12 protein-coding genes are annotated in these 12,500 nt (G+C 57.0%); 6 read left to right on the plus strand and 6 right to left on the minus strand.

Going from position 1 to position 12,500, the window contains the following annotated elements; all coding sequences use genetic code 11:
- The first annotated feature begins 55 nt into the window (after positions 1–55).
- The 3 genes from fdxA (at position 56) to I9182_RS01020 (ending at position 2,063) form a co-directional block, all read left to right on the plus strand.
- Positions 56–394: a ferredoxin FdxA gene (gene fdxA, locus I9182_RS01010; RefSeq protein WP_209504208.1), complete on the plus strand. Its 339-nt coding sequence runs from the start codon at positions 56–58 to the stop codon at positions 392–394.
- Positions 395–674: 280 nt separating this feature from the next.
- Complete coding sequence (locus I9182_RS01015; protein WP_209504207.1) at positions 675–1,184, plus strand: CarD family transcriptional regulator; 510 nt, start codon at positions 675–677, stop codon at positions 1,182–1,184.
- A gap of 117 nt (positions 1,185–1,301) precedes the next feature.
- Positions 1,302–2,063, plus strand: coding sequence for a potassium channel family protein (locus I9182_RS01020; RefSeq protein ID WP_209595910.1), 762 nt, complete (start codon positions 1,302–1,304; stop codon positions 2,061–2,063).
- On the opposite strand, the gene cobS is transcribed toward I9182_RS01020, so the two are convergent.
- Positions 2,060–2,824 (minus strand): adenosylcobinamide-GDP ribazoletransferase, encoded by a 765-nt coding sequence (gene cobS, locus I9182_RS01025; RefSeq protein WP_209595911.1) that lies wholly within the window; start codon positions 2,822–2,824, stop codon positions 2,060–2,062. The two genes, I9182_RS01020 and cobS, sit on opposite strands and share 4 nt — an antisense overlap.
- Positions 2,825–2,902: 78 nt before the next feature.
- Between cobS and cobT the strand changes: the two genes are divergently transcribed.
- Positions 2,903–3,913, plus strand: a complete 1,011-nt coding sequence (cobT, locus tag I9182_RS01030; RefSeq protein WP_209595912.1) for a nicotinate-nucleotide--dimethylbenzimidazole phosphoribosyltransferase — start codon at positions 2,903–2,905, stop codon at positions 3,911–3,913.
- A 30-nt stretch (positions 3,914–3,943) separates the two neighbouring features.
- On the opposite strand, the gene I9182_RS01035 is transcribed toward cobT, so the two are convergent.
- Together I9182_RS01035 and I9182_RS01040 are read right to left on the minus strand one after the other, a co-directional pair.
- On the minus strand, positions 3,944–5,824 hold the full coding sequence (locus I9182_RS01035) for a monovalent cation:proton antiporter-2 (CPA2) family protein (protein ID WP_209595914.1): 1,881 nt from the start codon (positions 5,822–5,824) through the stop codon (positions 3,944–3,946).
- A 19-nt stretch (positions 5,825–5,843) separates the two neighbouring features.
- A complete protein-coding gene (locus tag I9182_RS01040; RefSeq protein WP_209504202.1) occupies positions 5,844–6,299 on the minus strand; it encodes an Lrp/AsnC family transcriptional regulator in 456 nt (151 codons plus the stop codon).
- A 146-nt stretch (positions 6,300–6,445) separates the two neighbouring features.
- Between I9182_RS01040 and hppD the strand changes: the two genes are divergently transcribed.
- Positions 6,446–7,543: a 4-hydroxyphenylpyruvate dioxygenase gene (gene hppD, locus I9182_RS01045; protein ID WP_209595917.1), complete on the plus strand. Its 1,098-nt coding sequence runs from the start codon at positions 6,446–6,448 to the stop codon at positions 7,541–7,543.
- A gap of 87 nt (positions 7,544–7,630) precedes the next feature.
- Here the strand turns inward: hppD and I9182_RS01050 are convergent, their stop codons facing one another.
- Complete coding sequence (locus I9182_RS01050) at positions 7,631–9,583, minus strand: hypothetical protein (RefSeq protein WP_209595919.1); 1,953 nt, start codon at positions 9,581–9,583, stop codon at positions 7,631–7,633.
- Between the two features lie 155 nt (positions 9,584–9,738).
- Between I9182_RS01050 and I9182_RS01055 the strand changes: the two genes are divergently transcribed.
- Positions 9,739–10,443 carry an SIMPL domain-containing protein gene (locus I9182_RS01055; protein WP_348540367.1) on the plus strand — a complete coding sequence of 235 codons (705 nt, stop codon included), beginning with the start codon at positions 9,739–9,741 and terminating at the stop codon, positions 10,441–10,443.
- Between the two features lie 2 nt (positions 10,444–10,445).
- Here I9182_RS01055 and I9182_RS01060 read toward each other — a convergent pair whose 3' ends face one another.
- On the minus strand, positions 10,446–11,156 hold the full coding sequence (locus I9182_RS01060; RefSeq protein WP_209595924.1) for a GNAT family protein: 711 nt from the start codon (positions 11,154–11,156) through the stop codon (positions 10,446–10,448).
- 2 nt (positions 11,157–11,158) lie between these two features.
- A complete protein-coding gene (locus I9182_RS01065; protein ID WP_209504197.1) occupies positions 11,159–12,451 on the minus strand; it encodes an O-acetylhomoserine aminocarboxypropyltransferase/cysteine synthase family protein in 1,293 nt (430 codons plus the stop codon).
- Positions 12,452–12,500 lie beyond the last annotated feature (49 nt).

The raw sequence follows: 12,500 nt of genomic DNA on the forward strand, positions 1-12,500 counted from the left end.
AGAGCGGGCCAGACTGAATTAGCTAGTCGCTCAAACCGCAAACAGGAATCCGACCATGACCTATGTAGTCACCGAAAACTGTATCGCCTGCAAATACACCGACTGTGTCGAAGTTTGCCCGGTGGACTGTTTCTATGAAGGTGAAAATACGCTGGTCATCCATCCTGATGAATGCATTGACTGCGGAGTGTGCGAGCCCGAGTGCCCCGCTGACGCGATCCGCCCCGATACCGAGCCGGGCATGGAGGAGTGGGTCGAGTTCAATCGCAAGTATTCCGAACAATGGCCGGTGATCGTGACCAAGAAAGACCCGCTGCCCGATGCGGAGGAGCGTGATGGTGAAGAGGGCAAGATGAAGAAGTATTTCTCGGAAGCGCCCGGCGAAGGCGGCTGAGTGATTCGTTCCAAGCGGCCTGTTTTGGACATAAAGATCGCAGTACAACCTGTTGAATCAAGGTTGAATACAAAAGATTCCCGTAAGGTAAACTTTCGGGCGTCGTAAATTTGTGATATACTATATCCACATGATGACCGAGATTGGGATGCGCTCCGTAAGTATGCTCACTTTGGAGTTCTGAATTTGTGACAGTATCGCCGCCTGACGGGGCTGAGACAGTCCCCGCATGTGGTGCTTTTGTTGTCCGTGTCCCGTCCGCTAGCAAGGAAAAAACTGAATGACAAAGTCGAAAAAGCTCGAGTTCCGCCCGAACGACTATGTTGTCTACCCCGCCCATGGCGTGGGCCAGATTATCTCGATCGAGGAACAGGATGTCGCGGGATTCTCGCTTGAGCTGTTCGTCATCTCATTTGAGAAAGACAAGATGACGTTGCGCGTTCCGACCAACAAGGTAACCGAGTCCGGTCTGCGGTCGCTCAGCTCGCCCGATGTGATCAGCCAGGCGATGAAAACGCTGAAAGGCAAGGCCAAGGTGAAACGCGCCATGTGGTCCCGTCGCGCACAAGAATATGAACAGAAGATCAACTCGGGTGATCTGATCTCGATCGCCGAAGTGGTCCGTGACCTGCACCGCACCGATGATCAGCGCGAGCAGAGCTATTCCGAGCGCCAGCTGTATGAAGCTGCCTTGGAGCGTCTGACCCGTGAGGTCGCGGCTGTTTCAGGCGCTGGCGAGGTGTCAGCCGCCAAACAGGTTGACGAGGTTCTGACCTCACGCGCTGCCTGATCGAAGGTACATTGACAATACGGGCCGCTCCAAATTTGGGGCGGCCTTTTTCGTGGCTTGGTGAATTGTTCAAGTGGCGCTAATTTCACTGTGTATGCAGCAGATTACCGGACGCACGTGAAGCAGACTGTGAAATACCTGTACATCGGACACGACCCTGTTTCGGTCTGGTTTAGGTATGCGTTGATCCTGTTCGATGTTGCGACAATCATTTTCTTTGTCGGGACGGCGCACATCCCGCATGGGCCGGGCTTAACCGTTGCAAGCCAACTGGTCGGTGTGCTGATTTTTCTGGATTTCTCTGCGCGGCTCTGGATCTCAAAAGACCGCTGGAGATTTTTGCGCCAGATTTACACAGTGGCGGATATCGTGGTCATCCTCTCGCTGGTGCTTGATCCGTTTTTGACAGGCAACCTCGCTTTCCTGCGGATTTTACGTGCCCTGCGTCTGATCCATTCATATCACCTGCTCTGGGATCTGCGGCGCGACAGCCGTTTTTTCCGCACGCACGAGGACGCAGTTATTGCGGCGATCAACCTGCTGGTCTTTGTCTTTGCCACCTCAACGGCCGTTTTGGTGTTTTTTATCCCCGAAGACGCGCAAACGCCCTACATAGACGCGCTGTATTTCACCATGGCGACGCTCACCACGACCGGGTTTGGCGACATCACTTTGGTCACACCGGGCGGCAAGCTGTTTTCCGTCTTCATTATGGTCGTTGGCGTGGCCTTGTTCGTCCGGCTGGCGCAGGCAATTTTCGCGCCACAGAAGGTCCGTCACAAATGCCCCAGCTGCGGGCTGTACCGGCACGACCCCGACGCCGTGCACTGCAAACATTGCGGCGATACATTGCGAATTGAAACCGGGGGCGCGCCTTAGATCTGGGCGCTGATGGCAAGCAGAAATGTGATTTCCGCCAATTGTTGTGATGCGCCCAGAATATCTCCGGTTTGACCGCCGATCTTGGTCTTCGCGACGAGCCCCAAAACAGCAACGATCAAAGCCGCGCAGAGTATCGCGGTAAGCGCCAGACTTCCGCACAAGCTGTAAGCGACCAGAATCGCGATGCCCACTGCGATACAGGCTGATCCTGCGCCGGGGGTGCCAACAGAATGGCTCAGGCCCGACTTTCTGGCGTTTGGAAGAAGAACCATTAGTGCTGGCATCAGGGCGCGGGAAAATACACAAGCCGCAACAACCATCCAGATCGGACCAACGGCCAGTATGGTGGAAATCGCAGAGATTCGTAAAATCTGCGAGATCATCAAGGCAAGCACGCCGTACGTTCCAATCTGGCTGTCCTTCATGATCTCCAACCGGCGTTCAGGAGTGAAACCGCCCCAAAGCCCGTCGAACGTGTCGGCCAGACCATCCTCGTGCATAGCGCCCGTCATCAAGACCAGTACCGCGACCAGCAACGAGGCTGCGACAAACGGGGGCAGTTGTAGACCCATCGCCAGCCAACCGGTCAGGCATGCCAGCCCGCCAACGACCAGCCCAACCAGTGGAAACGCCCATGCCGATTGTGCCTGCCGGGCAAACACGGCTTTAGGCAAACGGGGCAGGGGCAGGCGGGTCAACAGCACCAGAGCCAGCGGAACATCCCACAGGGAAAACGGTTTGGTGTCGTTTTTTTGCACACCCGTGCCTTTCGGGGTCTTGTTGGTTTCGATCCTTCGGTTAAACACGCAGGACCACTCTGATGCAATGAGGCTTTCATGCTGCCTGAACTGAATGATTTGAACACGTTCCGTGCTGTCCTGGCGGGGACTCCGGGCCCGGATGCTGCTGCGGTGCAGGGCGCGGCCGAGCGAAATGGACAATTGACCAAACCCCCTGGCGCGCTTGGTCGGCTTGAGGATCTTGCGGTCTGGTATGCAGGATGGCGGGGGGACGCCCGTCCACAGATCAGCGCACCTCAGGTCATTGTGTTTGCCGGAAATCACGGTGTTACCGCGCAGGGTGTTTCGGCCTTTCCGCCCGAAGTAACCGTGCAGATGGTGATGAATTTCGAACATGGCGGGGCGGCGATAAATCAGTTGGCCCGGGCGGCAGGCGCGAAGATGGATGTTCACGCGCTGGATCTGGACAAGCCGACCGCGGATTTCACCCAAACCCCCGCCATGACAGAGGATGAGTTGCTGGCCGCGTTGCGCACTGGCTGGCAGGCCGTTGATCCGCAATCCGATCTTTTGGTGGTCGGCGAAATGGGGATTGGCAACACCACCCCGGCTGCGGCTATTGCCTGCGCGCTGTTTGGTGGCGACGCGTCCGATTGGACAGGGCGCGGAACCGGTGTGGATGACGCCGGTCTGGTCAACAAAACCCGTGTCGTGGCCGAGGGCGTCGCGAAACACAAGTCGAATGATGGTCTGGACATCCTGCGCTGTCTGGGTGGGCGCGAGATTGCTGCAATGGCGGGTGCAATTGCTGCCGCGCGGGTGTTGCGCATCCCGGTGATCCTGGACGGGTTCATCTGTTCGGCCGCCGCAGCCTGCTTGTGGAAGCTGTCCGATGGCGCGCTGGATCATGCCGTGGCAGGCCACCAAAGCGCCGAAGCGGCCCATGGTGCCGTGCTGGCGAAATTGGGCAAAGAGCCGTTGCTGAGCCTTGGCCTGCGGTTGGGCGAAGGGTCCGGCGGGGCGCTGGCGATCAACATTCTGAAAAGCGCTGTCGCCTGTCATTCCGGCATGGCTACCTTTGCCGAAGCTGGGGTTTCGGACGGCTAAACCCGCACCTGACCCGGGCAAAGGCTTGGGTCAGGCCGATTTCTTGGCGTGCTCTTCAGCCAGTTCCAGCAGCGCGGTTTCCAGATCTTTTTCCAGCGCCTGCGAACGCTCGATGTATTTCTTGTTTTCGGCGATTGGCATTCCGGGGACCCAAAGCTCGGCCAGATCGCGCACCGCCTTCCTGTCATGGTGGTAAAACGTCTGTTCAGCCTGGGCTGCTTCGTACTCACTCAGTCCGATATTCTCCAGAACATAGCGACCCGCGCGCAGCGAACTGTCGAACATTTCCCGCACGATGTCATTGGCACCCGCCTGATACAACTCGTATACATGGGTCCGGTCGCGGGCGCGGGCGATGATGTGAAGGTCAGGACGCTGCCGTCTGGCATAGCTGACAAGCCGCGTGACTTGCTTGTGATCGTCCATAACGGCGACAAGAACGGATGCTTTGTCCAATCCCGCCGCGCGCAACAGTTCCGGCCGAGTGGGATCGCCAAGAAAGCCTTTGACGCCAAATCGGCGCATCAGCTGAATGGTTTCAATATTGTGGTCCAGAACGACTGTCTTGAAACCGCTGGCCCGCACCAGCCGGTTGACGATCTGACCAAAGCGACCAATGCCGGCGATGATGACCGGGCCCTTTTCGTCAATCACGTCAGGTTCAGGGCTGGCCGCGGAATCGCCAATCTTCCGCGACAACGCATCGTAGACGATGAAAAGAAGAGGCGTGATTAACATCGTCAGAGCAACGATCATTAGCAGTTTCTGCGACAGGTCGGGCGGAATGACATTCTGTTTCGTCGAAAATGCCAGCAGGACAAAACCGAACTCACCAGCCTGCGCCAACCCAAGGGTGAACAACCAGTGATCACGCCCCCGCAGTTTGAAGGCCTTGCCCACCAGAAATAGGATGATCCCCTTGGCAAGTATCACAAGCAGCGCCAGTCCAATCAGGTCCAGCGGGTCGTTGAAAAAATAACCGAAGTCTATTCCGGCACCGACCGTGATGAAAAACAGCCCCAGAAACAATCCTTTGAACGGCTCAAGGTCGCTTTCCATTTCATGTCTGAATTCAGAACTGGCCAGAACAACGCCTGCCAGGAACGCGCCCAGGGCAGGTGATAGGCCGACCAGTGTCATCAGAAACGAAATGCCCACGACAATCATCAGTGCCAGTGCGGTGTACATCTCGCGCAGACGGGTTGCGTGGATAAAGCGAAACAACGGTCTAGTCAGGTAGACACCGGCCAGAATGACAAACACCACAACGCCGATTGTGACAAGGGTGACGGCCCAGCCCGGCAGCCCTTCGACCAGCGACAAACTGTGATCGCCTGCGCCATGTGATCCTCCTGCCCCCCGGTCAATCGATCCATCTGCTTGGAAACGTGGCATGGCGGGCAGCGCCAGCAGTGGCAACAAAGCCAGAATTGGGATCACCGCGATGTCCTGCGTCAACAGAACCGAAAATGTCGCGCGGCCGCCGTTTGTCTGCATCAGGCCTTTTTCTGACAGGGTTTGAAGAACGATCGCGGTCGATGAAAGCGAAAGGGTCAACCCTACCGCCAGGGCAACCGACCAGGGATGGTTGGCGTACATGGCCACGGCAGCAATCGCGACTGTTGACAGCAACACCTGCAATCCGCCCAGACCCAATAACTTGTCGCGCATGTCCCACAGGGCGCGTGGCTCCAGTTCCAGACCGATGAGAAACAGCATCATCACCACGCCAAATTCGGCCACATGCTGAAGATTTTCGGTTTCCGCTCCGACAAGGCCCAGTGCGGGTCCGATAATGATCCCGGCGGCAAGATAACCCAGCACGGATCCCAACCCCAGTCTGGCAGACAGGGGAACGGCAATGACTGCCGCTGCCAGATAGATTGAAGCCTGATATAGAAAGTCGTCCATGTGTGTCCTCAGAACCTTTTCAGGTGGGAAGGGGGGCGTCGCGTTTAAGTTGATCCATTACGATCTGGCTTTGTACTCTTGCAACGGCAGGATGCGGCAGGATCACATGATGTAGCAAGCTGTTGAGGGCGGACAGGTCGTCACAGTAGATGTGCAGCAGATAGTCTGCCTCACCTGTCATTGTCCATGCACTGGTAATCTCGGGTCGGGTGTCGACCATGCGGGCAAAGCTTGCGGATTGCTCGGGGCCATGGGTGCCCAGATGCACCTGAACGAACCCCTGCACCTGTAAGCCCAGTTTCAGCGGGTCCAGCCGGGCAGCATATCCGGTGATGTACCCTTCGACTTCAAGCCGCTGTCGGCGGCGACCCGCTTGACTGGGCGACAGGTTCAGCATTTCACCCAGTTGTTGCGCTGTCAGATGTGCATCTTTTTGCAGCGCGGAAAGCAGTCGCTTGTCGGTTGCATCCAACATGTGCGGAAAAATCCTGATTTTATTAACTGATATGCGCATTTTGCGCGTCATCTTGCAGTTTATACAAAAACAATGCGCAGAAACAGCGTCAGAAAAGTCGTATTTTTGAATCAGCAAAGAAATTCCTGTTTTCGTAGGAGACGCCCATGGGTCCTTTCCCGCACAATGCCCCGAAATCCGTGATCAGCGAAGAAAACCCTGCCGGAACAGATGGGTTTGAATTCGTCGAATTCGCTCATCCTGAACCGCAGGAGCTGCGTGATCTGTTCGCAAAGATGGGGTTTGATCTGGTGGCACGCCACAAGGAAGATCCTGCCGTCGAGCTTTGGCAGCAAGGGGATGTCACATACATCCTGAATGCCAACCCGGACAGTTTTGCAGCTAAATTCGTAGCCGAACATGGGCCCTGCGCGCCTTCGATGGGCTGGCGGGTCGTGGACGCGCAAAAAGCGTACGAGCATGCCGTGTCAAAGGGTGCGGAACCTTACGACGGCGCTGACAAAACCATGAATGTGCCTGCGATCAAGGGGATTGGCGGGTCGCTGATCTATTTCATTGATCAGTACTACGACACTTCGCCCTATAATCAGGAATTCAAATGGATCAAGGAATCAAAACCTCGGGGCGAGGGGTTCTTCTATCTCGATCACCTGACGCACAATGTCTACAAGGGCAACATGGACAAGTGGTTCAAGTTCTATGGCGACCTGTTCAACTTCCGCGAAATTCGTTTCTTTGACATTCAGGGAAAATTCACTGGCCTTTACAGCCGCGCGCTGACGTCACCCTGTGGCCGTATCCGTATTCCGATCAACGAGGACCGCGGTGAGACCGGGCAGATCGTGTCTTACCTGAAGAAATACAAAGGTGAAGGCATTCAGCATATCGCAGTTGGCAGCGACGACATCTATGCCTCGACCGATGCCATTGCTGAAAACGGCCTGAAGTTCATGCCGGGTCCGAATGAAGCATATTACGAGATGTCCAGGACCCGCGTGGTCGGTCATGAAGAGCCGCTGGACCGGATGATGAAACACGGCATCCTGATCGACGGCGAAGGTGTCGTTGACGGGGGCGAGACGCGCATTCTGTTGCAGATCTTCTCGAAAACGGTGATCGGCCCGATCTTCTTCGAGTTCATTCAGCGCAAGGGTGATGATGGTTTCGGCGAAGGGAACTTCCAGGCGCTGTTTGAATCCATCGAGCGCGAACAGATCGAAAGCGGCGAGATTTCCGCGGCTTGATCCAAATGAACCAATAAGTCGGGGGCGGTTTTGCTGCCTCTGACGTGCCTGTTTGCAGGTGATGGGTCACGGCTTTGAGCGCCTATGTCAGCCTCGCGGCATAGCCAGTGTCACGTTGCGACCTTTCTTTTGATAACGCAGTTCGCTGTCACTGATTGCAATAACCTTGCCGCCGTCAATATTGTCGCCAACTTTCAATTTTTTGTAGCGCCCGCTGGGAAGCCGAACCAAAGCGCGCCGGTTTGCGGGTGTGCCGTAAACGCCGATTAGATTCAGGCGGCGCAAATTGATCGCGTTATCGAGCGTGGCCTGGCGGGCTACAGATGCGGTTGAGGGAATCTTGGGTGCAACCGATTTCGGCTGAAACGATCCGGCGTCATCTGAACTCTGGTCCAGCGCGGCCGTTGATCCAAGATTGGAGTTACCAGAAACAGGTGCCTTTCCAGTGTCCAAACCCGCCGGGCGCACTCTGGGGCGCGGGACGCGGACAACGGCCAATGCGGTTGGCGTCTCGTCGATTTCTGTGCGCGCTTGCAGACTGTCAGGGCGTGCTTTGGGTCGCTTCGTCGAAAGCTCTGCCAGCGACCGCCCCCCCAATTGCCAGCGCTCGAAGCTCTCGACCAGATCTGCGGGGCGAGGTTTGGGGCGAAGACCGGCCAGTCTTTCGTCGACCTCGTCAAGTACGGGTTCGTCTTCGAAACGCACTGGCGTCGCCGGTGGAACCTTCGGTGGCCGGCCCTGATAAATGACGATCCCATCCGGGTTCAGCGTCCCTTCCGGCGTGGGCGTTACCAGCCCGCGGTCATCCAGATTGAACCGCGCTCCTGCTATGCCATGTTGCACGTCCCGAACGAAGGGTTCGTCGGTATCGAAACTGGAAGCCGGGGGCAGGGCAACCGCATCGCTTGACAGGTCGGATTTGTCAATCGACGTCAGATAAAGATCGTCCGGTTCCGGGGCTTCTGGCACATCCAAAGCGGCCGGAGGCGTTACATTCACACCGGAGGCAGCGCTGATATCCTCATCTGCCTCGGGGTCCTGAGCCACAGATTCAACAGGGGTCGGGGCCACCTTGAGTGCCTCAAGGATTGCCGCGTCGGTTGGGGTGAGTTCCGGTTGTTCTACGGCTTCGGCCTCGGCGGGGTCTGGTGTAGGGGGCACGTCCCCGTCCAGAGCAGGCTCGGGTGGCAAGTTTTCCGAAGGCGCAATTGCTGCAACTTCGGGCACTGTCGGTGGCAGGGCGTCGATATCCGGCGCGGAAACACCTATCTCGGTTGGAGTTGGGCTCAGTGCGACCTGATCTGTTTCTCCACCGCTGTCCAAGGCCAGCCAAACGCCGAAAACGCCGCCAAGAAGAACCGCCGCGGCAAATGCCGGGATCGCAATGCGCGGTGCCTGCGCTTTCGTATTCGCAAACTTTTTGTCAGGTGTTTCGGGGGTCAGAAACACGTTTGGTGCTGCCGTGCCTGCAATGGGATGCGCTGGTTTCTCAGTGGATTTTGCCGGTTCGGGCAGGTCAGAGTTTTTTTCCGACAGCGGTGGCTCTGCTGGTTGGGTTTTCGATACGCCCGAACGCGCTGTGAACAATGCCTCTCGGGGGAATGCGTCTGCGTCTTCCTCGGCGCAAAACAAAACCGGCACGAAACCATGGTCCGAGGCAAAGGTACGCGCCTCGCTCAGCGTTTCCTGCGCAACAGCTGCAACATAGGTGGTGCCGCCTTCGGTCTGATAGTCGTAACTGAGTTCGGACAAAGCGTAAGGCGTAGCGTCGGCAAGTGCTCTCTCAATACGTTCGACCGTGTCTTCGGGGGGTAAGTCATCGGTTGCAACCTGAAGGTATCGAACCTGTTCGGAAGGCAAAACAAGCTTGCAGCTCAGGTCGTTTTCCAACGCAAAGGCTTTTTCCCGCAAAACCTGCATCTGACCGGACAGGTCCGGCGAATCCAAGGGAATCGAGCCGATAACGAACCATTCGTCATCCGAGTGATGATACAGTGATATTCCGGTCGCAGAAAAAGACAGCGCAAAGGCAGGTTTCATAATCCGCAGGAACCATAATTATCAACGTCGATGCAAACACCTTGGCGTTCGCAGACCGACATTAAAGCAGGAACTTGCCGAGGAAAAGAAAAAGGCAAACTCTCCTCTTGTATGGCAATGCATCGCCGACCCATCTTTAATGCAAGCAAATCGGAGTGATAACATTGAAGACATTCGCTTTTCTGGCCGCGATGATGGCCGCTACGACCGCTGGACTTGCCCATGCGGAAGAACGTCGCATCACCGTAGACGCAACCGGAACCATCGAGGTTGCTCCCGATATGGCGACGATCACATTGGGTGTGACAAATGAAAATGCCGAGGCTTCGGCAGCGATGCAGGCCACCTCGGACGCAGTTGCGAAGGTGTTTGCGCGCCTGACCGGGATGGGGATTGAAGACCGCGATATTCAGACCCGCGATCTGTCGCTTTCCCCTGTTTGGTCCGGGCGGCACGGGCAGAATGGGGAAACACCGGAAATTTCGGGGTTCGCAGCCTCGAACCGCGTGTTTGTGCGTGTGCGTGATCTGTCCAAGCTTGGAAGCATCATGGATGCGGTCATTCAGGATGGCGCCAACGATTTTGGTGGATTGAGCTTTGGGGTGCAGGATACCAAACCAATCGAAGCCCAAGCGCGCGCGCAAGCTGTCGGCGAAGCTATGGCCAAGGCCGAGCAGCTGGCGCAGGCCGCGGGTGTAACCCTTGGCGCGGTGCAAACGATTTCGGAACAAACGGGGGGCGTGCGCCCGATGCCCGAGATGCGCATGATGAGCATGGCTGACGCAGGGGGTGTTCCTGTGGCAGGTGGCGAGGTTTCGGTGTCTGTCAGCGTCTCGATGGTGTTCGAGATTTCGGAATGAAATCAACCCTTCGCGCGGGCCATCAGCGGTTTTCGTTGTTGGCCCGAAGCGTCGAAATTTTCGGGTAACAACCAGGCCTCGAAAGCATCGCGGATGCGTGGCCATTCGGTATCTATGATTGAATACCAGGCTGTGTCGCGGTTGCGTCCTTTGTAGTGGGTCGCTTGGCGAAACACGCCTTCGAAGGTGAACCCAAGCCGCTCTGCCGCACTGCGCGACGGACCATTCAGCGCGTCGCATTTCCATTCGTAACGCCGGTAACCCAGTTCATCGAACACGCGCCGCATCATCAGATACATGACTTCGGTTGATTGCGGTTTGCGCTGAAGCAGTGGTGAAAAGTGGATATGCCCGACCTCAATCGCTCCGGCAGCGGGTTCGATCCGCAAATATGAGGCCATGCCCAACGGTATATCATCACCGTCCAGAACGGTATGGAACATCGGGTCCGCGCCCATGCAGTTGGCGCGCGCCCAGTCTTCGAACTCAGGTTCGCCAGCAAACGGGCCGTAGGGTAGGTACGTCCAGTTGCGGCCATCCGTGTCCTTTGCAAACGCCCGGAACAGTCCGGGCGCGTGCCTGTTCACATCAAGGGGCACGACGGAACAATACCTGCCCACCATCGGCGAATAGGGTGGTGTCGGGCGTGGAAAGTCACCCGAAACCGGTAAGCCGATGGGCTGGCCAAGATCGTTTGTGTCGTGCTGGGTCATGGTCAGGCGGTTGCTTTGGCCAGGGCCTGATCAAGGTCGGCAATCAGATCGTTCGCATCTTCGATACCGATGGATACGCGCACCACGCCCGGACCTGCGCCCGCGGCTTCCTGCTGTTCCGGGGTCAATTGACGGTGTGTCGTCGATGCCGAATGAATGATCAGCGAGCGCGCGTCGCCCAGATTGGCTACGTGGCTGAAAATCTCCAGCGCGTTGACCAGTTTGATACAGGCGTCATAGCCACCCTTCACTGCAAAGGTGAACAATGCGCCAGCGCCACGTGGATATTGCGATTTGACCCGGTCTTTGTAAGGCGATGACGGCAATCCCGCATAGGTGACGTAGTCCACCCGGTCATCCGCTTCCAACCACGCTGCGATTTTCTGGGCGTTCTCCACGTGGCGCTCCATTCGCAGCGACAGTGTTTCGATCCCCATCAGCGTGTAGTGGGCCGCCTGCGGGTTCATGGTCATGCCCAGATCGCGCAGACCGATGGCGATGCCGTGGAAGGTAAAGGCCAGAGGTCCGAACGTTTCGTGGAACTTCAGTCCATGATAGGCCGGTTCGGGTTGGCTGAGTGACGGGAACTTGTCATTTGCCGACCAGTCGAATTTGCCCGAATCCACGATGCACCCGCCAGTGACCGTACCGTTGCCGGTCAGGTACTTGGTGGTTGAATGCACCACCAGAGTCGCTCCGTGATCGATCGGGCGGCACAGATATGGTGTTGCCGAGGTGTTATCGACAATCAGCGGAATGCCCGCCGCATCGGCCACATCTGCCAGTGCACGGATGTCCGTCACATAGCCGCCGGGATTGGCGATGGACTCGCAGAAAATCGCACGGGTATTCTCATCGATTGCGCCCTTCACCGCGTCCAGATCATCGGTGTCGACAAACTTGGCAGACCACCCAAAGCGTTTGATTGTCTGGCTGAACTGGGTGACCGTGCCGCCGTACAAACGGGTTGAGGCGACCACATTGCAACCCGGACCCATCAGCGGAAACAGCGCCATGATTTGGGCCGCGTGCCCGGACGAGCAGCAAACGGCACCAACACCGCCTTCAAGAGTCGCCACGCGTTCCTGCAGAACGGCGACGGTTGGGTTGGTCAGGCGGGAATAGATAAAGCCCACCTCTTGCAGGTTGAACAGGGCCGCTGCGTGGTCTGCATCGCGAAACACATAGGCTGTGGTTTGATAAATGGGTGTCTGGCGCGCTCCGGTCGCCGGGTCGGGGCGGGCGCCCGCGTGAATTTGCAACGTGTCGAAACCGTAGGTGGGGCCGTCAGACATCTTGAAAATCTCCTGTTGGAATTTGTCTTGCGAAATCTGTAGGCCATTG

The sequence above is a fragment of the Ruegeria sp. HKCCSP351 genome, assembly GCF_017872535.1.
GTDB lineage: Bacteria > Pseudomonadota > Alphaproteobacteria > Rhodobacterales > Rhodobacteraceae > Ruegeria.

Coding starts and splice junctions, on each gene's coding strand:
- fdxA (WP_209504208.1), top strand. CDS start 56: ATGACCTATGTAGTCACCGAAAACTGTATCGCCTGCAAATACACCGAC.
- I9182_RS01015 (WP_209504207.1), top strand. CDS start 675: ATGACAAAGTCGAAAAAGCTCGAGTTCCGCCCGAACGACTATGTTGTC.
- cobT (WP_209595912.1), top strand. CDS start 2,903: ATGCTGCCTGAACTGAATGATTTGAACACGTTCCGTGCTGTCCTGGCG.
- I9182_RS01035 (WP_209595914.1), bottom strand. CDS start 5,824: ATGGACGACTTTCTATATCAGGCTTCAATCTATCTGGCAGCGGCAGTC.
- I9182_RS01040 (WP_209504202.1), bottom strand. CDS start 6,299: ATGTTGGATGCAACCGACAAGCGACTGCTTTCCGCGCTGCAAAAAGAT.
- hppD (WP_209595917.1), top strand. CDS start 6,446: ATGGGTCCTTTCCCGCACAATGCCCCGAAATCCGTGATCAGCGAAGAA.
- I9182_RS01050 (WP_209595919.1), bottom strand. CDS start 9,583: ATGAAACCTGCCTTTGCGCTGTCTTTTTCTGCGACCGGAATATCACTG.
- I9182_RS01060 (WP_209595924.1), bottom strand. CDS start 11,156: ATGACCCAGCACGACACAAACGATCTTGGCCAGCCCATCGGCTTACCG.
- I9182_RS01065 (WP_209504197.1), bottom strand. CDS start 12,451: ATGTCTGACGGCCCCACCTACGGTTTCGACACGTTGCAAATTCACGCG.